The following is a 21,429-nucleotide window of genomic DNA, read 5'->3' on the forward strand; positions in this document are numbered from 1 at the left end:
AAACATGTTTACCCGATTGATCAATAGTCGTATTGCTCCTGCCATCGTCCCAATCTTTATCTTAATGATTTGGCAGCTGCTTGGCCAATTTGGTTGGATTTCCAGCCGTACCTTGCCGACCCCGCTACAGGTAGCGGAGGCCGGCATTGCCATGACAAAATCCGGACAGTTGTTTCATTATATCGGCAGCAGCACGTGGCGGGCGTTTATTGGTTTCGCCATTGGTGGAGGAATCGGCTTTCTACTGGGATTGCTTAACGGTTTATCGCAGACGGCGAACCGGCTGCTCGACAGCTCTATCCAAATGATTCGCAATGTGCCGCATTTGGCGCTTATTCCGCTTGTGATTTTGTGGTTTGGCATAGGGGAGACCGCCAAAGTGTTTTTGGTGGTGCTCGGCGTATTTTTCCCGATTTATTTGAACACGCTGCATGGCATCCGTTCGATAGATCCCGGTCTCGTGGAGATGGCCAAGGTCTATGGCCTGCGGGGCTTTGCTCTTTATAAGGAAGTAATCTTGCCCGGTGCATTGTCGTCTATTTTGGTTGGCGTCCGTTACGCTCTTGGATTTATGTGGCTTACGCTTATCGTGGCTGAGACGATCTCGGCCAATTCGGGCATCGGTTATATGGCAATGAATGCCCGTGAATTTATGCGTCTCGATGTCGTTGTGCTTGCCATCATCATGTATGCCATATTAGGGAAGCTGTCGGATACAGCCGCCAAAATCTTAGAGGAAAAGCTGTTGAAATGGCATCCGAATTACGTAAAACGTTAGAAAGTGGAAGGGGGTAAGCTTATGCGAAACCATTCATCAGGAGCGAGGCTGCTCATAGAGGAAGCAGGAAAGCGCTTTGGGGATAAAATCGTGCTTGAAGGCGTGAAGCTGGACATACCTGAGGGGCAGTTTGTAGCGATTGTTGGACGGAGCGGCTGCGGGAAAAGCACGCTGCTGCGGCTTATTGCGGGCCTCGAGGAGCCGACGCAGGGACGGCTTGCACTGGATGATTCAGAAATCAATGGCATCCGCGAGGACACGAGGATGCTGTTCCAAGATGCCCGTTTGCTGCCTTGGAAGCGCTGCGTAGACAATGTGAAGATCGGTGTGAAATCCGGTTCTGGCGACAAGGAAAAGGCGCTTGAAGCGCTGGGCCTCGTAGGGCTGAGGGATCGGGCCAAGGAATGGCCGGGCGTGCTGTCGGGAGGGCAGCGCCAGCGCGTTGCACTGGCGCGGGCCTTGGTCGGCGAGCCTCGCTTGCTGCTGCTCGATGAACCGCTCGGCGCACTAGATGCGCTTACGCGAATTGATATGCAGCAGCTCATTGAGGAGCTTTGGGCAAAGCAACAATTTACCGCAGTGCTTGTTACACATGATGTCAGCGAGGCGGTAGCGCTCGCTGACCGGGTCATCCTCATTGAAAATGGTCATATCGCGCTTGATTTGATGATTACGCTAGATCGGCCGCGAGAGAGAGATAATGACTTTGTTCATTTTGAAAAGCTGATTTTGGACCGGATTTTGGAGAGGGGCAAACATGAGCAAAGAGCGGTCTCTTATTCGATTTGACCGATTGATTAACGAAAGGTTCGGTTGTTCATTCGCTTGCTTCGGCCTAGGATGCCAAAGGACAGGATCGAGGCGATGGCAGGCGGATGGAATTCCCAGTGGAATAGTACAGCAGACCACCTGAACTTGATCGCCAAATAATAGAGATATTCTTTGAAGCTGAGGCACGCGTAGGTGAAGCCAAGCTCCTTCGCGCTCCTTGTAATCATGTCGAGGTTGATTACTCTGGCTACATCCGATTTACTGACGGGGATAGGGCTGTTTCTCACATTTCGCAAAAGCATGCCAAGAATGGAGCGGATGTGATAGGCCGCCATATCTTTTTTATAATGCTTGTGGGCGATAAGTCCGCTTTTTTCCGAAAGTTGCTGACGCAGCTGGTATTGCAGCGAGAGGCTCTTCTCCAAATATGGCTTATAGGGACAGCTCATTAGACTGTCTAAATTATTGACGGTATAAAAATATAAAGGGTCTGGGATCGCATAAACACGCTCTGCGGCCAGCATGGTTTGCAAATGGAAGATGGTATCCTCGCCAACGGTAAGCCCTTCATGAAACAAAACCTCGTTCTTCTTCAGCGTATCTCGCAGAAACAAGCTCCGCCAAACAAAACATAAATCATTGCCGGAATGCACCGATGGGGCGCTAAGCACGAATTGCTTCCCATTCATCAGCGTATGCAGCTGAAAGCCGGGGACTACGGAAAGTTTATTAGGGACGGTCTCGTAGCCGCTCACAACGATGTCGCAGGCATGCTCTTCCGCCGTTGCATAAAGCTTGACGAAATAGGATTCGTCTATGGCATCGTCCGCATCGAGAAAAACGACATACTTGCCGCTGGCTGCTTGCAGGCCAGCGTTTTTGGCGCTGCTTGTGCCCCCATTAGATTTGTGCAGCACCTTGATTCTGGAATCGCTTGCAGCGAATTCCTCGCAAACAGCGCCGCTTTGGTCGGTGGAGCCGTCATTGACAAGCAGCAGCTCAATCGAGTGGAAGGGCTGATGCAGAATGCGATTTAAACAGCGGAGCAACCATTTTTCAGCATTGAAAATAGGCACGATTACACTAATGGCACAATTCATTTGCTCCACCTCGGAATTAAGCGTGATTGCGATGCTTAACGAATCCTAACCATAAACGATATAAAAAGAGCTATAGGCGAGATCAAAAACAGAGGCATTAAATCATTGTCGGAGATGGCTTTTTGTTTGAAGAAGAATTATAGAATTTGTGAGAATGCTATTAATTCCTATAACAGCAGCTCGCTTCCACAATTGTTTTTTTAAAATTAAATTCATTCTATATCATCATAACATATTCGTTATAAAGAACAAACTGTAATTTATACTGAACACCGATCAAAAGGAAAAATTGTTTCCTGATCGGCATCAACTTCCTAAATAAATGGTAATATGGAAATTGGGGGAAGGTGATGCGAACTTGAAGCGTATTTTTTTGTGGCCAGCTCTTTTGGTGATGATTGCAGGAAGCTGGATTGGGAATCTGTGGTATTACGATAGCACGCAGCTAGAGGAACCACTTTTTTTGAAGCATTATATAACCGTGAACGGCTACCAATCCGATATGCTGGAGCTTGTTTATTTTGAGAATAGGCGGGGAAGCAGCAAGGTGACGAGTATTCGAATCGAGGAATTGCCTTGGGTTCAATTTAATCTGTATCCCGATAATAGCTACGCTCATCAAACGATGATGAAGGCATCTGGCGTATGGGGGGCGGATGACATTGAAACCATGGATAAAACACCCATTACGATCCGTGAAGCTACTGTCTATTTCAGTGAGGGGGAGCCCCGCAAGGTGCCGATCGGCGAAATTGCTGTCGAGTGGCAGGAAAAGGGAGAAATGCTCAGTCACAATTGGGGTAGCTCATCCTCCGATGGCACGGGCAGCTCGTCCTTACTACTCAATGAAGCGGCAAGCTTGGAAAAAATAGAGTTAACTCACTACGACAAGATTGAGCCTTGGTTAACGGTGAATATATCTGGAAGGCCGATTGGACATTTAAATATGCCTGTCCGTTTTTTAAAAGGAAATTCGTTATCGGTGGATTACAAATGGTCCATTCCGGACCATGCTCCTGCTGCGTTCGAAATCTATCAGGTAAAGCTGCGTCTGTACTTCAAGACGGAAGACGGCCGCTCGGTCCTTGAAGAAATCCCCATCAACCATAATACCTATATTAGCGAAAAGCAGCTAAGGCGATTCGTACGCTCGGGAGGCGAGCATTTATGATGATGTCGCGCGAGGGTGCGTTTCGGCGGCTTGGTTGGGGAATTGTAATTGTTTTGTTTGATATTCGAATGGTGATCGATGTGCTTCCTGACTTTATCGGTTATATTTTGATAGCATCGGCGCTTCATCGGTTGAATGAGAAGCAGCCAGTGTTTGGCAAAGCCAAATGGGCGGCTTTCCTCATGATTTTTCTGACGATGCCTGATATGGTGATCAATACGAATATACCGCTGAATGATTTTATGTCCGTGTCTCTTGTCACGCATATTTACGCGCAATCCATTTTGTTGATTCATTTGGTGCTGGCCTTTTGGATTTTCAACGGACTTGCTGAAATTGCACAGCTGGCAGGTCAAGACCCTTTAAGGGAGCTGGTTATATTTCGCAGGGATTTTTACATGATCGTTTATGGTGCTGTCCTTGTTTTCTATCCATTCTTAATGAACATAAACGACGGCTGGATATCCGTATTGATCCTTACGAGTATCATTTCTTTGCTTGCGGGGCTTCTTTTCCTTCGATTGCCGTTTCGGTTCGCCAAGGCGAGCGACGAATTGTGAAAAACGATAAAGAAGAAGCAGGGATTATGTCGCCTTCTTCTTTTTTTTTTTTTTTTCGTCCTACAGAAGGGTGAAATGTGAACAAGCAAACTGCTATACTTAAAAATGGCACACATGTTCGTAAGAAAGAGGGGATTAGATGTCATTTGTACATCGGTTGCGATGGTTTTTAAAGGATAGATGGGGGAGCTACACGCTCGCGATCAGCGTTATGGCGATAGTAAGCCTGCTCTCTACGGTGCCTCCCAATCTGATCGGCAAGACGGTTGACCATATTAGAGAAGGACAGCTTACCTCAGCGGACTTAACGCAAACGGTGCTGCTGCTGGTCGGACTGGCGCTGCTGCTCTACGTCATGGTCTTTATTTGGATAACGAGGCTGTTTGGGAACTCGGCACTGGTCGAGAAGCTGCTTAGAGGTCGGCTGCTTGCGAATATGACGCGGATGACGCCTGCTTTTTTTCAGCGGAACAGCACGGGACAGCTCATGGCACTGGCCACTAATGACATTTTGGCGATCGGGCAAACCGCAGGGTATGGCGTAATGACGCTGGTGAATACGCTTGTGGGCGCTTCGGTTGTTGTCATCATGATGATCTCGCTCGTCAGCTTTAAATTAATGCTGGCGGCGCTTATTCCCCTACCGCTGCTTGCGGTTGTTATCAGCAAGCTTGGCAAGAAGGTGAGAACACGGTTTCTGGACGCACAGGCCTCCTTCGGTAAAATGAATGATCACGCGCTGGAGTCAATTTCCGGCATACGGGTCATCCGTTCCTATGTACAGGAGTCTGATGATCTTGCTGCCTTCGATCGAGTGACTAGCGAGGTTATGCAGAAGAATAAACGAGTATCCCTCTTGAATGCGTTGTTTCAGCCGATTATTTCTTTAATTGTTGGCGTCAGTTATTCCATCGGAATAGGGTATGGCTCTTATCTGGTTTTTCAAAACGAGATTTCACTTGGCCAGCTGGTGACGTTTAATATTTACTTGGGCATGTTGATTTGGCCGATGATTTCCTTCGGCGAGTTTATTAATGTGCTGCAGCGCGGCAGCGCATCGGCTGAACGGTTAGATCAGGCACTTACTCAAAAGCCGGATCTTAAGGATTTGGATAAGCCAGCTGTCGTAGCAGTGCCTACAAGCATCGAAGCGAAGAGCCTTACCTTTACCTATCCTACGGCGAGCCAGCCCAGCCTGGACAACGTATCCTTTCAGCTCGAACGAGGGCAAACGCTTGGCATTGTTGGGAAAACGGGCAGCGGAAAAAGCACGCTTCTTAAGCAGCTGCTTCGGCAATATCCGCTGGAACAGGAGCGATTGTATATTGCAGGCGTTCCGATCGAGCGAATTGCGATCGATCAGATGCGGCGCTGGGCTGCCTATGTTCCGCAGGAGCATTTGCTGCTGTCCAAGTCGATCCGAGAAAATATCGCACTGGGAAAACCAGACGCTACCCTGGAGGAAGTCGCCCGTGCGGTAGAAATGGCTTCTTTTAAGGAGGATATCGCAGCTATGCCGGAGGGTCTGGGGACGATCGTCGGTGAAAATGGCGTTATGCTGTCTGGTGGCCAGAAGCAGCGCTTAGCCATTGCGAGAGCCTTACTCATTGACTCCGAAATCTTGCTGCTGGATGATTCCTTGTCGGCGGTCGATGCCCGTACGGAGAGTCGCATTTTGCACAATATCCGCCTCGAACGCGAAGGGAAAACGACGTTTATTACGACACACAGACTATCGGCGGTCAGCCATGCGAATTGGATTATTGTATTGAATGAGGGGCGCGTCATCGAAGAAGGCACGCATGAAGAGCTGATGCTGTTCGGCGGTTGGTATAAGCAGCAATGGGATCGACAGCAAATGGAAGCAAGCTTGGAAGAATGAGGAGGCTGTTTAATGCCAAAGCAATCAACGGCGAGAAGACTATTCGAATATGCTCTCGTCTATAAGTACAGAATTATCGGCGCACTGCTTATTCTTTGCTGCGCAGTAGGCGCCGAGCTTGGCGGTCCGTTCATTATCAAGACGATAATTGATAAGCACTTGGCAGTCGATGGAAATGACCTGAAGCCAGTGCTTTGGCTGCTTGCCCTCTACATGGGGCTGCTGCTCATCGCCAGCATCGGCAATTTCTCGCAATCGTATATTTTGCAATCGACAGCCTTGAAAATTATTAAAAATATGCGGATGGATCTTATGGGCCATATTCAACGAATTCCGCTGCGTTACTTCGATAACACGCCGATCGGACAGACTGTATCGAGAATAGCCAATGATACGGAGGCTGTACGCGATTTGTTCATGAGCTTTATGGCGACTTTCGTCGTCAGCTTCGTGCAGCTGCTGGGCATATTTACGGCGCTTTTTATTTTGGACATGCGCCTAGCCTTGTTCTGCCTGCTGCTGCCTCCGTTGTTCGCGCTCATTATGGTCATCCATTTAAAATATTCCAAGCGGTATATTACCATTATGCGTGCACGGCTTAGCGATATGAATGCGATGATCAATGAATCCATCGTGGTCATGCCCATTATTCAGGCCTTTCGCCGCGAGCGAGTCACGCTGGATGAATTCGAGGTGCTGAATGAGGACAGGTATGTCAATCAAATCAAGCAATTCCGGGTATTCGCCATGTCCTCGAGAAATATTGTGGGCACCATCGGAAGCCTTGTAACAGCGCTTGTCATTTGGTATTTTGGCCGTGCTTCGCTTGAAACCGTGATCATGTTCGGGGTATTTTATGCCTTTATCGATTATTTGGGCCGTATCTTCCAGCCGATTATCGGGATATTTGATCAGCTGACGAATGCGCAGCGGGCGTTCGTATCGGCGGAAAAGGTATTCGCCATATTGGATATGGATGGGGTGGAGGTTGAAGAAGCCGGACAGGTGAAGCGTCCGGAGGGGATTGTGAAATTCGACAACGTCACCTTTGCCTACAATGACGGAGAGAATGTGCTGAAGGAGATCTCTTTTGAGGCACGCAAAGGAGAGACGGTCGCTTTAGTTGGTCATACGGGCTCGGGAAAAAGCTCGATTATGAATCTTTTACTCGGCTTTTATGAGCCGAATCAAGGTGTGATTTCTATCGATGGACGCGACATATCCACCTATTCGAAGCAGGCGCTGCGCAAGCATATGGGCATTGTACTGCAGGACCCGTATTTGTTTGCCGGCGATATTAAGTTCAACGTCAGCCTGTACAAGAAGGACATCTCCATTGAACGCGTAAAAAGCGTGCTGAAGGATGTCGGAGCAGCTCCTTTCATCGAACAACTGCCTGGCGGTTATGATGAACAGGTCGTGGAACGCGGAAGCACGCTCTCCTCTGGCCAAAGACAGCTGATTTCCTTCGCCAGAGCGCTTGCCTTTGATCCATCGATTCTAATCCTTGACGAAGCGACAGCGAGCATCGATAGCGAGACGGAAGGGCTCATCCAGCAAGCGCTGCGCGTAGTGAGTCAAGGACGGACAACGCTTGTCATCGCCCATAGGCTGTCTACCATCAGGGAAGCTAATCAAATTCTCGTCTTGCACCGTGGTGAAATTGTCGAACGCGGCAATCATGAAGCCTTGATGGCGCTGGAGGGCAGATATTTCAAAATGTATCAGCTCCAGAAAGGCGAGAAGGCGGGAGTCACTGCGACGAGTGCGACCCAGGAAGTGGATATCAGGTAAAACAGAGTCTTAAGTGCCATATATACGACTTCATAAGTCATATATATGGCACTTTTTTTGTGGGAACAATCAATAACATTACTCCTTTCTACCAATTGACAGGAAAAATGTTCCGCTGTATACTCTTCATTAAGTTTAATGTCAGTTTACATTACATTAATAGACGGCTCAACATGCTTTAGGGCCCAAAGCTGAAATCCCCTTTTTTCCTTAATGCAAATAATCTTCTTACAGATGGCATGCATGTTTTGGAGCGAAGGGGATTTTCGTTGCCGCCTATGAACAAATGTGCATGTTTACTAGAACTTAATTTCATTTTGATACTCTCATGACATTTTTTCATTACGCTAGTAAAGGTATGCCAGATGTTAAATACTATTTAGGGTACTCAGAGAGGAGTAAAAAAGAATGCAGCGATTGACAAGACGCATACAAAGACAAGTCTGCATGCTGTTAGCGGCGGTACTGGTCGTATCCGGTATGCTGGGCAGTCTGGGAAGTCCGGCCTATGCAACGCCTGCGGGGGACAATGTCATTATTTCTCAAGTTTACGGCGCAGGGGGAAATGGTACGGGATCGACCTTTAGACAGGATTTCATTGAACTATATAACCCGACAAATCATGAAATTTCTTTAACGGGGATGACGTTGCTATACGGTTCTGCAACGGGGGCATGGCCAACGACGGGCAGCAATACGATGGCATTAACGGGTAAAATAGGGCCAGGTAAATATTATTTGACCCAGCAAGCTGCGGGTGCGGATACAAATGCCCCTAATCTGGTGAACCCGGATGCGGTTGGCACGCTGAATATGGCAGGAGCCAGTGGCAAGGTGAAGCTGGTAGACAGCAGCAACCAGACAATTGATTTGGTTGGTTACGGTACAGCTGGCGAGTTTGAAGGTACGGGTCCAACTGGAGTCGCACTTACAAATGTTACAGCAGCTATACGTAAGGGCAATCGTGCTTTGGACACGAATAACAACAGCACTGATTTTGAGGTGGGCACGCCAGATCCACGTAACTCCTCCTACGGCGCAGCTGCGGACGGAGTTGAAGCGGTAACTGCTGACGTCAGCCCAGGAGCGGTGCCATCCGGAACAGTTATTAAGCTCTCATCGCCAACGGTTGGCGCAAGCGTGTATTACAGTGTATACGGATCAGGCGATGAGCAAATCGCTCCGGAAGACTTCACATTGTATCAACCGGGAGTTTCGTCCATTGTGATTACAGCACCAACAACCGTCCATGCCTACGCAATGAAGGATGGTTTGGCAAACAGTGCGCTTACAGAATTTACTTATACGCTCTCCAGCATGATGACCATCGCGCAAGCTCGTGCTGCTGCGGTTGGTACAAGCGTTACGCTTAGCGGCGTCATTTCGCACCGCGCCGATTCTGGAGCTTTCGTTAATTTGTTCGTTCAGGATGCCAATAACGGCATTGTAGTCAGAGTTCCGAGTACAGTCTCTGCTGAGCCAGGTGATCAAGTTGAAGCTTACGGAAAGCTGACGGAATTCAACGGCTTGCTCCAGCTCGAAGCCGCAGCCGAGAACACGAAGGTAACGGGGATTGTTGCGGTACCAGCGCCGATGATTGTGGATTCAACGAGCTTTGGCAAAACAACGGAAAACCGCAATAAATTCGAAGGTCGATTAGTTCAAGTGAACAATATTACTGTTGAAAGTGTGGCCAGCGGTGTTGTTACGGCTACAGATGCTGTTAACGGAGGCAAAGTCATTATCTATTCCTCGGACGCGTCCTTTGCCGCTGGAAAAACCTTTGAGCAGGTAACAGGCGTTATGACCTATCATTCGAGCGTAGGGCTGGAGCTGCTTCCTCGCCAATCGCTTGACATTGTTGAGAAAAGGCTGGCTGTTCAGGCAAGCATTCCTTCCGGCGGCATTAATACAGGAGGCTCGGTCAAGCTAAGCACGCTTGCAGAGAACGGCGTCATTCGTTACAAGGCGGATGGAACGATTCCTTCCGCAACGGTGGGTACGGTTTACAGCGCACCAATTGTCATTAGTGAAGATACCGTCATCAAGGCAGTCGTTACGGCCGGCGGAGTGACAAGCGAAGTAGCCACTTTTACTTACAAAGTACTGCAAAACACAAATGGCATCGCCATTCATACGATTCAAGGCGAAACGCATCAATCGATCTATAATAATGTACAGGTATCCAATGTAGCGGGCATTATTACTTCCGTAAGCACGGATTCCTTCTATTTGCAGGCGCCAGATGCGGAGCAGGATCATAATCCGAATACCTCTGAGGCCATTCAGGTTTATAAGAAGGCTCATGGCTTAGCCGTGAAAGATAGCATATCGGTAACGGGTACGGTTCAGGAGTATGGCAATAGCCCTTCCCTGACTGTTACACAAATCAATGCATCAACCATTAATAAGCTATCTAGCAACAATCCGCTTCCTACTGCTACTCTAATCGGGACAGGCGGACGTGTGATTCCGAATTTGATCGATTCCGACAGCTTTGGCCAGTTTAATCCTGCTGTCGATGCGATTGATTTCTTCGAGAGCTTGGAGAGCATGCTTGTTGAAATTACAAATCCTACGATAACAGGACCGTATGCCAATGCGGTGACTCCAGTTACTTTTGACAATGGTTCTAACAATCCGGTTAAAACAGCTGCTGGCGGTATTGTGCTGCAAGGCAATGGCCTAAACGAGACGGACAGCAGCCTGAATCCGCAAAAATTGTTCGTTGCCGCAAAGCCTGCGGGCAGCGAGATTAAAACCGGCGATGCCTTTGACGGCAATATCGTTGGCGTCATTCAATACGCAAGCGACCTTTACAAGCTGCTTCCGACGGAAGCTCTGCCAGCGGTTATCCGCAGCACGAATGCACAGAAGGTAACGAGTCTTGTGCCAGACCCGGACAAGCTGACGATTGCTACGTTCAACGTAGAGAACTTCAGCGCCTCGGAAACGGCCAAGGCTGCAAAAATCGCGGCTATCATCGTCACAAACATGAAGAAACCGGATATTATCGGCTTGATGGAAGTACAGGACAATGATGGCGAGAAGGATACCGGCACAACCGATGCTTCCCAAAGCTTCAAAACGCTGATTGACGCCATCAAGGCGCAAGGCGGCCCAACTTATGCTTATACGGACATCGCTCCGGAAAATAATAAGGATGGCGGCGCGCCGGGAGGCAACATCCGCGTAGGCTTCTTGTACAATCCTGACCGCGTAGATCTTGCCAAAGGGAAAAAAGGCGATTTCTCATCAACGGTTAAGGTAAATGGAGTCGGAGGACTGACGCAAAATCCTGGGCGAATCGGATCGGCGGACGCAACGACCTTCGCTTCATCCCGCAAGCCGCTGGTCGCAGAATTCCTTTTCCAAGGGAAACGCGTTGTGGCTATCGCGAACCATTTGAATTCCAAAGGCGGGGATGGCAAGCCTTGGGGCGATATTCAGCCGGTAGTCCGCAGCAGTGAGGTACAACGCGCGAAGCAGGCAGATGCGGTGAACAGCTTCGTTAAAGAGCTGACGACAAAAGACCCAGAAGCTAGCGTGGTAGTATTGGGAGACTTCAATGATTTCCAATTCTCAGGTACGCTTAATAAGCTCAAGGGCGCGGAATTATCCAATTTGGTTGATGCGCTTCCGGTTTCGGAACGTTATTCCTATATTTATGACGGCAATTCGCAAACGCTGGATCATATTTTGGTAGACAAAGGTACCGCTGCGAAAGCGGCCATCGATGTTGTTCATGTTAATGCAGACTTCTCTACACAGCAGGGTAGAGTGAGCGATCATGATCCTCTTCTTGCACAGCTTGATCTATCAGCTAAGAAGGATGCAGATTTTGAAATGACGCTTATGCATGTGAATGATTCGCATGCGAATCTGGCGAATGTGGCGAAGCGGTTCACGGCTGTTAAGCAAATTCGCAACGAAACGGAAAATTCGATTTTGCTTGATGCCGGGGACGTATTCTCAGGCACGCTGTTTTTCAATAAGTTTTTAGGCCTGGCCGATCTGGCATTTATGAACAAGATCAAATACGATGCGATGGTATTCGGCAATCATGAGTTTGATAAAGGGCCATCGGTGCTTGCAAACTTTGTGAAGGATGCTGAGTTCCCATTTGTAAGCTCGAACATCGATTTCAGCAAAGAACCAGCGCTCAGCGGCTACTTATCTGAGCAAGCTGCGGACCAACCAGCGGAAAAAGGCAAGATTTATGATTCTATTATTTTGGACAGAGACGGGCAGAAAATCGGCGTATTTGGTTTAACGACGGAAGACACGAAATTCCTTGCTTCGCCTGGCGAAAATATTAAATTTGAGGATCATATCGCGAAAGCAAAGCTGGCAGTGAAAAAGCTGCAAGACAAAGGCATTAACAAAATTATAGCTTTAACTCATCTTGGTTATGAATTCGATCTAGTATTAGCTGAGGAAGTTGCCGGCATCGACGTCATCGTCGGCGGACACAGCCATACGAAGGTAGATGCTCCAAAGGTATTCCATGCAAATAGCGAACCTACGCTTGTCGTGCAAGCGGAAGAGTACAACAAATATTTAGGCAAATTGGAGCTTAAATTTAATGCAGCAGGCGTGCTTACCCGATGGAATGGCAAGCTGCTCGACATTGCGACTTTTGCCTCCGATCCGGAAGCAACTGCGATGCTTGTCCCTTACCAAGCAGGCGTTGCGGAAATTCAAGCTGAAGTCATTGGACACACGAATGTAATGCTTGATGGCGAGCGCACCTCCGTTCGCGCCAAGGAGACCAATCTTGGAAATCTGATGGCTGACGGCATGGTAGCGAAGGTGAAGAGCCTGGTGAGCGGCAATGCAGAGCTTAGCCAGTATGATGTAAAAGGTTTTGTTGCCATTCAGAACGGCGGAGGTATCCGTGCTTCGATTAAGACAACCGGAGCTGGCAAACAAGAAGGCGAAATCACGATGGGCGAGCTGCTCACAGTTATGCCTTTCGGCAATAACCTGACGGCGCTTCGTATGACAGGCGCTGAAATTATTGGTGCACTGGAAAATGGCGTAAGCGGAATTGAAACCGGCCAAGGCCGCTTCCCGCAAGTGTCGGGCATGCGCTTCTACTATGATTCCAAGAAGCAGCCTGAAGTTCTGGATGCTGATGGGAACCTGGTGACAGCTGGCCAACGCGTGATGAAGGTAGATATTAAAAATGCGGATGGCAGCTTTAGCCCGATTGACTTGAATGCTTATTACTTTGTAGCAACCAACTCCTTCATGGCTAATGGCGGCGATTTCTACCGTTCGATGAAGCAGGCGAAGGATGCAGGTCGCCAGCATGAGCTCAACATCGTTGACTACGAAGTATTCTTGGAGCATATTGAGGGACTAGGGACAATTAACACAGGTACGGAAGGCCGGACGACTGATTTGAAAGGCGAGCCGCTTCCATCCGATGGCGATGAGCCATTCAAGGTTACACTGATGCATGTCAATGACACTCATGCACATCTGGACTCGGTTGCCAAAAGAATCACGGCGATTAATGAGATTCGTTCCGAAGTCGAGCAATCGATTCTGCTTGATGCAGGCGATGTATTCTCGGGTACGCTGTATTTTAATAAATATTTAGGTTTGGCGGATTTGGAGTTTATGAACTACATTGGTTACGATGCCATGGTGTTCGGAAACCATGAATTCGATAAGGGGCCAGCTACTCTCGCTGATTTTGTGAAGAAAGCTCAGTTCCCATTTGTAAGCTCCAATATTAATTTCAGCAAAGAACCGGCGCTGAATGGGCTTGTCTCTGAGCAAGCTATCGGTAATCCGGCGGCTGATGGCAAAATTTACGACGCGATTATTTTGGACCGTGATGGAGAGAAGATCGGTGTGTTCGGTCTGACGACCGAAGATACGAAATTCCTAGCGTCACCTGGCGATAACATCGAGTTCGAAAATTATATTGCCAAGGCTAAAGAAACAGTGAAGATGCTTCAGGATGAAGGCATTAACAAAATCGTAGCCCTGACGCATTTGGGCAATGAGTTTGATAAGATTTTGGCTGAAGCCGTAACAGGCATTGACGTGATTGTTGGCGGCCACAGCCATACGAAGGTAGATGCTCCTCTCGTTTATCATGCGGACGGAGAGCCTACACTGGTCGTGCAAGCTGAGGAGTATGGCAATTACCTGGGCCGTCTGGATCTGGAATTCGACCATGCTGGCGTATTGACGGCATGGAATGGCAAGCTGCTGACGGTCAGTGGTTATGCTGCTGACGCAACAGCGACGGAAATGTTAAAAGAGTACAGTAAAGGTGTTGCTGAGATTCAAAAAGAAGTCATCGGCAAAACGAATGTATTTTTGGATGGCGAGCGCGCTTCTGTCCGCTTTAAAGAAACCAATCTCGGAAACCTGATGGCGGATGGCATGATTTCTAAAGTGAAAAGCTTCGTGAACAGCAATTCGAGCTTGAAGGATTTGGATGTCAAAGGCTTTGTAGCGATACAAAATGGCGGCGGCATTCGCGCTTCCATTAAGCAGACCGCAGAAGGCAAGGTTGATGGCGATATTACGCTAGGCGAGCTGCTTACCGTTATGCCTTTCGGTAACAATCTGACGTCACTGCACATGACTGGCACGGAGATTGTTGCTGCACTGGAGAATGGCGTGAGCGGAATCGAAACCGGTCAAGGACGCTTCCCGCAAGTGTCTGGCATGCGCTTCTACTATGATATCAAGCAGCAGCCGGAAATATTGGACGCGAATGGCCAACTTACGCAAGAAGGCAAACGAATCACAAAGGTGGAAATCAAAAATGCGGATGGCAGCTTCAGTCCGATTGATTTAGAAGCCTACTATTTCGTGGCAACCAACTCCTTTATGGCTAGTGGCGGGGATTTCTACCGCTCGATGAAGCAGGCTAAGGATGCGGGGCGCCAGTATGAGATGAACCTTGTGGATTACGAAGTATTCCGCGAGTATATTGATCAATTAGGTACAATTAATACGGTGACCGAAGGCCGGATTGTCGAAGTGAATACAGCAACGCCGACACCGACGCCGACAACACCAACGGAACCGACACCGACGCCGACGACACCAACGGAACCAACACCGACGCCGACGACACCAACGGAACCAACACCGACGCCGACGACACCAACGGAACCAACACCGACGCCGACGACACCGACGGAACCAACACCGACGCCGACGACACCAACGGAACCGACACCGTCGCCGACAACACCAACGGAACCGACGCCAACGCCGACGACACCGACGGAACCAACGGAACCAACACCGACACCACCAACGTCGACGCCTATCGTCATACCGACGAATCCTACTCCGGCACCGACACCAGGTGGCAGCGGAGGAACGGGAACTAAGTTCAGTGATGTTGGCAACCATTGGGCGGCAAAAGCAATTGAAGACGCTGTGAAGCTTGGTTTTGTGAATGGGTATGGAGATGGCACGTTCCATCCTAAAGATATTGCGACAAGAGCACAATTTATCACCATGGTTGGCCGAGCTTTCAAGCTTGAAACATCAGAGGGCAAACTTGAATTTGCAGATGCAGGCCAAGTGCCTACATGGGCAAGAAACTTTTTTGCCCAGCTTATCGAGGATAAAGTCATAGCGGGTTATGAAGACAATACGCTAAGGCCATCCAGTTCCTTGACGAGGACAGAAATGACGGTAATTCTGGTCCGTGCGCTCGGAATCGAAGTTGATCCGAATGCAAAAACAACATTTGCAGATGTGGGAGATATTCCTGCTTGGGCTAGACCTTATATTGCGGCAGCGCAAAATGCAGGCTTGGTTGGAGGAGTGGGCGATAATCGTTTTGCACCTCAGTCCAAAGCAACACGAGCAGAGATTGTAACTCTTATTTTGTCCGCGCTAGCGTATGAGAAAAGCAAAAGCTAAGCCACATAAGAGATAAACCCAGTAGAAACGTTCCATTCCACTTTGCAAAGAGTGGAGCGGGACGTTTCTTTTACTTGAAATATAGGAAAGTATAAATTCAGGTGTTTCGCTAGCAAAAAGAATTTATTCCACTCCTATATCGATGGTATAATTAATTGGATTAAGATTATTCGGATCGATTAAGGATGGATTTATCAGGTGGGGGGCGAAGTCGTGGAAACAAGACAATGGATGTCCATATTGCTTATTCTCGCGACGGCGCTGATGCTGTTCATCGCGTTGCTGTCTTATCAGAAACGTCGCTTACAGGTGGCAAGAACGATGGTATTTATTATGCTGGCAGCTTCTTGTTACGCGCTTGGCTATGCCTTTGAGATTTTGAGTACGAGCCTAAGAGGGGTTAAACTCTCACTCCAGCTAGAATATATGGGCATCCCATTTGTTTCTACCCTCTGGCTTCTTCTGGTCATTCAATTTACCGGCGCTGCCGCTCAAATTAGGCGGCGCATCACCTTCTTGCTGTTAATCATCCCCGTCTTGATCTTTCTACTTCATTTGACTAATGATTGGCATCATCTCATTTATAAGGAATATATAGCGAATACAAATGCAGCGGTCCCTTTGTATACGACAATTAAGGGCTCCTTTTATATTCTTCATGGCGTTTATAATTATCTGATTCTCTTGTTTGGCATACTATTGTTTATCCCGATGTACCTGCGATCCTTGCCTATTGTAAGAAAGCAAATCATAGTGCTCATCCTTGGTGCGGCTGCACCGATGCTGTTGAATTTTGTTTTTTTGTTCGGATTGAACGTCGATATGACACCGATTGGGTTTGCGGTATCGGGCGTCGTTTATGTGTGGGGAATTTTTCGGTTCAATTTGCTTCGCTTAACGCCGCTGGCGCTTGCCAAAGTGTTCGAGACAATTCGAGACGGCGTTGTTTTGTTTGATTACGAAGACCAGATCGTGAGTTACAACCGTGCGGCTGAGAAGGTGTTTCCTGAGCTTGGTGCAGTAAGGAACTATTCCGCCAAAGGGACGGATATTTTTGCGTCTTGGCCGGATTTATTGGTGAGAATCTCCGCTGCCGGAAACCAGGAGGAGCGTTTCCCTTTCCAACATATGCAGGGGAAGCAGCTGAAACATTTTATATGCAGCCTTTCTTTTATCTATGATACGGGAGTATCTCCGATTGGGAAAATGCTGATGTTCAACGAGGTTACAGAGCTGATAGAAAACGAGGAACGCTTGCGCGAGAACGCGAGACAGCTTTCCCAATTAAATTCATTCAAGGACAAGCTGTTCACTGTGGTGGCGCATGATATCCGTGATCCGATTGCGCTTCTTGTCAGCCTGACAGAGCTGCTTGGAGAGGAGCCGAAGGATGCGGATTTGGAGAACGCAGAAGTGTTCCAGGAGATAAAAAAACAAGTACGCGGCACCTTTCATCTCGTTGACAATCTGCTTGATTGGTACCGAAGTCAAAATGGCAGAGTGGCTTTTCGGCCGCAGGCATGGAATTTGCAGCAGGTTGTCCGGCAGGCTATGTCGCTAGCGGGAAGCCGGGCTGGCATGAAACAAATCCAAATGATCGAGTCTGTTGACGAAACGTTGACGGTGAATGCCGACAAAGAGATGCTCGATCTCATTCTTCGTAATTTGCTTTCCAATGCGATTAAGTACACCGGCATGGATGGCAAAATTGAAATCGGTGCTGTCCTTGAAGGCGAGTTTGTGAAAGTGTCCGTGAAAGATAACGGAGCGGGAATCGATGAGGAGACGGCGAATCTGCTCACGCAGGAAGAATTGTATTTTAAGGAGTCGGGCTCCCTTCATGCAGGAAGTGAGATGAGATTCGGTCTTGTGCTGTCACGCGAATTTCTTCGCATCCACGGTGGAAGCCTCCAGTTTGAAAGTACGCCTGGCGAAGGCACTAATGTTTTATTCACATTGCCTGGCTTCATTAGCGGAGGGGTTATGAGAAGAGACGAGGGGATGGAGGTGGAAGTACTTGAAAGTCATACTGGTTGATGATGATTCTGTCATGCATCTGATTATGAGGAAAATGCTGATGAAGTTTCCCGAAGTGGAAGTGGCCGGCGCTTTCACGGATACGCAGTCAGCAGCAGCCTTTTTGAGCGAGAACGCCGACATTGAACTGGCTTTTGTCGATATTTCGATGCCAGGTGAAAATGGCATGACATTTGCGGCTAGAATAGAACAAACGGGGAGTGGGGTACAGATCGTATTTGTCACTTCGCATAAGGAATTTGCTTTAAAGGCGTATGAGCTTTCCGTGGTGGATTATTTGGTTAAGCCGGTATCGCAGGAGAGGTTGGAGAGGACAGTCAATCGCACGCTTGCAGGCAGGCAGGCGCTGCGTTCGCTGCCACTGGAGGATTCGAACGCCAGAGTGGCTAATGAAATCATGATTACAACGTTAGGTGATTTTTCCGTACGAAACGATTCGGGACGCGTGAAATGGATTTCGAATAAAAGCGCAGAGCTATTTGCGTATTTGCTTCTCAATCGAGGGAAGCGAATTGCCCGTGTTCGGCTGGTCGCTGATATTTTTGGTGGCATGTCCAAGGAAAATGCAGATAAGTATTTGAATACGACCGTCTATCAGCTGCGCAAATCATTGGAGCCGATAGGCTTGCGGGAGTCCATCCGTTCGGAAAATGACGGGTACGCTTTGGAGCTGTCTCATGCGCTTATCGATTACGAGGAGTTTGAACAACGGTCTAGTCTTTGGGAAAATGTGACTGACAGCGATGTGGACAGCGTATTGCAATGCGAGAAGCTGTACACGGGAGATTTATTCGGCAGTAAAGCCTATGTCTGGGCGATTCATGAGACGGAACGGTTGGCAGAAATGTATGCATCCTTTGTCAAACGGGTATCTGAGTCGCTGCTATCTATTCAGAATACAACGGCTGCCATGAAGCTGCTGCTAAAGCTGAATGCCCGCAATCCGTTAGACGAAACGGTTGTACGCCTGCTGATGAAGCTGAACGCTCAGGAAGGGAACAAGAAGGCGTTGAATGTTCAGTACACCGACTATGTGAAAATCCTAAACCGGGAGCTTGGTATCCGTCCCTCAAAAGAGCTGCTTCATTTGTACGATTCGCTTGTAGTGGATATTATCGATAAAAAAATGTCGACAGCAGTTAGAAAAACGTGACGACTTGCTGGTTAAGCTATATATAGAAAGAGTTGAGGCAGGATGGCAGAAGATCGAATGGATGACAAGCTCTCTAAAATGATAGACGCTGCTAAACTTTATTATGAATTAAATTATAATCAGGAAGAAATTGCACAAAAGCTGGGCGTGTCGCGTCCGACCATCTCCAGGTTTCTTCAACAGGCGAAGGATGAGGGTTATGTTCAAATCAAAATTGTGAATCCGAATGGAAACAATTTTGTGTTAGCCGATCGGCTGGAGTCAAAGTTTCACTTGAAGAAGGCAGTGATCGTCTCGGTGCCGCAGTATGAGGACAGCATCGTTAAGCGCTACATAGGCGAAGCTGCTGCTTCTTATTTATACGACACGGTTAAGGACGGCGATATTATTGCAACAACCTGGGGCACGACGCTGTTTCAGATGGCTACACAGCTTAAGGACAAGCCTGTTCGCGATGTGAGGGTCGTACAATTAAACGGCGGAGTCAGTCATTCGGAGACCAATACCTATGCGTATGAAATCGTTCATTTATTCGGGCAAGCCTTTCATACGATCCCCTATTTTATTCCGCTGCCTGCGCTCGTCGATCATGAGCTTGTGAAGCGGACGATTGAGTCGGATCGGCATATCCGCAATATTTTGGAACTGGGCAAGCTCTCCAACATCGCGGTGGTTACGGTAGGTGCGCCGACTGACGATTCCGTGTTGATTCGAGCGAATTATTTTACAGAATCGGATCTTGAGATTATCCGTGAGCGGGCGGCGGGAGATATTTGCTCGCGGTACATTGATACGGCAGGTGTCATTTGCTCAGACGAGCTGAATCAACGGACGATTGGGATTAACCTCGATGAGCTGAAGCGGAAGGAACAATCTATTCTTGTAGCTGGCGGAGCGAAGAAGGTTAACGGCATCTATGGCGCGCTGCGCGGAGGCTACACCAATGTGCTGATTACCGACCAATTTACGGCAAGGTATTTGCTCGAACGGGAGCTTTAAACGCAAACTGCTGGAATGAGAGCATTAAACGCAAAAAAGGGGGGGTAAAGCCCCCTTTTGCTATGTGGTAGTGTTTTTGGACTAAGTTGTTGCTCTGCTAATGCTTTGCGGTTTTTTCGGCTGCGTCAACGGTGTGCTTGAGAAGCATGGCAATGGTAACAGGTCCGACGCCTGCCGGAACGGGGGTTATGGCGCTTGCCTTCAGGAGGCAAGCTTCGTAGTCGACATCCCCGACGTTGCCTGCATTGTATCCAGCGTCGAGAACGACGGCTCCGGGGCGCAGCCATTCGCCTTGGATGAACTTTGGTTTGCCGACGGCAGCGACGACGATATCGGCGAGCTTGACCATATCCGCTAAATTCGTGGTTTTGGAATGGCAGGTTGTGACCGTGGCATTGCGGTTAAGCAGCATTAGCGAAACCGGTTTGCCGAGGATCGGACTGCGGCCGATGACGACAGCATGCTTGCCCTCGATCGGGATGCGGTAATAATCGAGTAAGGCCATAATGGCAGCGGGCGTGCAGGAAGGATAGTCCGCGTAGCCAAACGCATTTTGAGCGAAGCCCAGCGCGGTCACGCCGTCGACATCCTTGTGGATGCTGATGGCTTCAAAGGCTGCGCGTTCGTCGATCTGATGGGGGACGGGATGCTGCAGCAAAATGCCATGAACAAGGGGATCTTCATTTAGCTGTGAAATGACGTTAATTAACTCCTCCGTTGATATGGACCTATCCAAATGGATGCGTCTTGACGTGATGCCAAGCCGTTTGCAGGCATTGCCTTTCATTCGCACGTAGGTCTCGGATGCGGGATCATCACCGACTAGAATCGTGGCGAGACAAGGGGTAATCCCTATGCCGCTCAGTGCATCCACCCTCGTTCTCAACTGTTCCTTCAGTTCGTTCGCCACGCGTGCTCCGTCTAAAATCAGCTTTTCTGCCATCATCTACCCCAGCTCCTTCAAATGGTTGTCGGAAAACATAAAAAGGCAAGGGGATAATCCCCTTACCTTTGCCCAGGCGTACGGCTAATGATCTGCGCGCTTCCTCATGGTTCCCCATGCTCCGCCAGTCACGCACAGCTTTGTGATGTTGCTTCTATTGTAACAGCTGAAACGAGAAAAAACGAGCGGTCCCGATTATAGCCTGTTGTTCTTCTGTGATAATGTCATCCCATAACTGTTCTGAGATAATGTCACTATGGGACAGGAGACAATTACATTGACCAGAGAAGAACTGAAGAAGATCCGCGTCGTGCAGAAAATAGTGGATGG

General features: G+C 48.6%; 12 protein-coding genes and 1 riboswitch. Of the genes, 10 read left to right on the forward strand and 2 right to left on the reverse strand.

Annotation, left to right across the window (positions count from 1 at the left end; all coding sequences use genetic code 11):
- Positions 1 to 4 precede the first annotated feature (4 nt).
- Both ssuC and E0496_RS19210 read left to right on the forward strand, forming a co-directional pair.
- Positions 5 to 778 carry an aliphatic sulfonate ABC transporter permease SsuC gene (gene ssuC / locus E0496_RS19205; protein ID WP_141503472.1) on the forward strand — a complete coding sequence of 258 codons (774 nt, stop codon included), beginning with the start codon at positions 5 to 7 and terminating at the stop codon, positions 776 to 778.
- Positions 779 to 799: 21 nt separating this feature from the next.
- Positions 800 to 1,567, forward strand: coding sequence for an ATP-binding cassette domain-containing protein (locus tag E0496_RS19210; protein ID WP_141503473.1), 768 nt, complete (start codon positions 800 to 802; stop codon positions 1,565 to 1,567).
- 8 nt (positions 1,568 to 1,575) lie between these two features.
- Here E0496_RS19210 and E0496_RS19215 read toward each other — a convergent pair whose 3' ends face one another.
- Entirely contained in the window at positions 1,576 to 2,649 is a 1,074-nt protein-coding gene (locus E0496_RS19215) for a glycosyltransferase family 2 protein (RefSeq protein ID WP_141503474.1), read from the reverse strand.
- Positions 2,650 to 2,971: 322 nt separating this feature from the next.
- Here E0496_RS19215 and E0496_RS19220 point away from each other — a divergent pair, with 322 nt between their 5' ends.
- The 8 genes from E0496_RS19220 to E0496_RS19285 all read left to right on the forward strand — a co-directional run bounded on the left by E0496_RS19220 (position 2,972) and on the right by E0496_RS19285 (position 20,156).
- On the forward strand, positions 2,972 to 3,820 hold the full coding sequence (locus E0496_RS19220; RefSeq protein WP_206669819.1) for a hypothetical protein: 849 nt from the start codon (positions 2,972 to 2,974) through the stop codon (positions 3,818 to 3,820).
- On the forward strand, positions 3,817 to 4,380 hold the full coding sequence (locus tag E0496_RS19225; protein WP_141503476.1) for a hypothetical protein: 564 nt from the start codon (positions 3,817 to 3,819) through the stop codon (positions 4,378 to 4,380). Before E0496_RS19220 ends, E0496_RS19225 begins: the two co-directional genes overlap by 4 nt.
- Positions 4,381 to 4,519: 139 nt before the next feature.
- Complete coding sequence (locus E0496_RS19230; RefSeq protein WP_141503477.1) at positions 4,520 to 6,262, forward strand: ABC transporter ATP-binding protein; 1,743 nt, start codon at positions 4,520 to 4,522, stop codon at positions 6,260 to 6,262.
- A 12-nt stretch (positions 6,263 to 6,274) separates the two neighbouring features.
- On the forward strand, positions 6,275 to 8,056 hold the full coding sequence (locus E0496_RS19235) for an ABC transporter ATP-binding protein (protein ID WP_141503478.1): 1,782 nt from the start codon (positions 6,275 to 6,277) through the stop codon (positions 8,054 to 8,056).
- A 447-nt stretch (positions 8,057 to 8,503) separates the two neighbouring features.
- The gene (locus E0496_RS35645; protein WP_206669820.1) at positions 8,504 to 15,967 is read left to right on the forward strand and encodes a 5'-nucleotidase C-terminal domain-containing protein; all 7,464 of its coding nucleotides are present in this window, start codon (positions 8,504 to 8,506) and stop codon (positions 15,965 to 15,967) included.
- Between the two features lie 213 nt (positions 15,968 to 16,180).
- Entirely contained in the window at positions 16,181 to 18,004 is a 1,824-nt protein-coding gene (locus E0496_RS19275) for a sensor histidine kinase (protein ID WP_141503479.1), read from the forward strand.
- Complete coding sequence (locus E0496_RS19280) at positions 17,985 to 19,157, forward strand: response regulator (protein WP_141503480.1); 1,173 nt, start codon at positions 17,985 to 17,987, stop codon at positions 19,155 to 19,157. Before E0496_RS19275 ends, E0496_RS19280 begins: the two co-directional genes overlap by 20 nt.
- Before the next feature lie 42 nt (positions 19,158 to 19,199).
- Positions 19,200 to 20,156, forward strand: coding sequence for a sugar-binding transcriptional regulator (locus tag E0496_RS19285; RefSeq protein WP_241674885.1), 957 nt, complete (start codon positions 19,200 to 19,202; stop codon positions 20,154 to 20,156).
- Between the two features lie 97 nt (positions 20,157 to 20,253).
- On the opposite strand, the gene E0496_RS19290 is transcribed toward E0496_RS19285, so the two are convergent.
- Positions 20,254 to 21,099, reverse strand: a complete 846-nt coding sequence (locus E0496_RS19290) for a bifunctional 5,10-methylenetetrahydrofolate dehydrogenase/5,10-methenyltetrahydrofolate cyclohydrolase (RefSeq protein WP_141503490.1) — start codon at positions 21,097 to 21,099, stop codon at positions 20,254 to 20,256.
- Between the two features lie 63 nt (positions 21,100 to 21,162).
- Positions 21,163 to 21,241, reverse strand: a riboswitch (ZMP/ZTP riboswitch).
- Between the last annotated feature and the right edge of the window lie 188 nt (positions 21,242 to 21,429).

The organism is Paenibacillus luteus (assembly GCF_006542765.1).
Taxonomy (GTDB): domain Bacteria; phylum Bacillota; class Bacilli; order Paenibacillales; family Paenibacillaceae; genus Pristimantibacillus; species Pristimantibacillus luteus.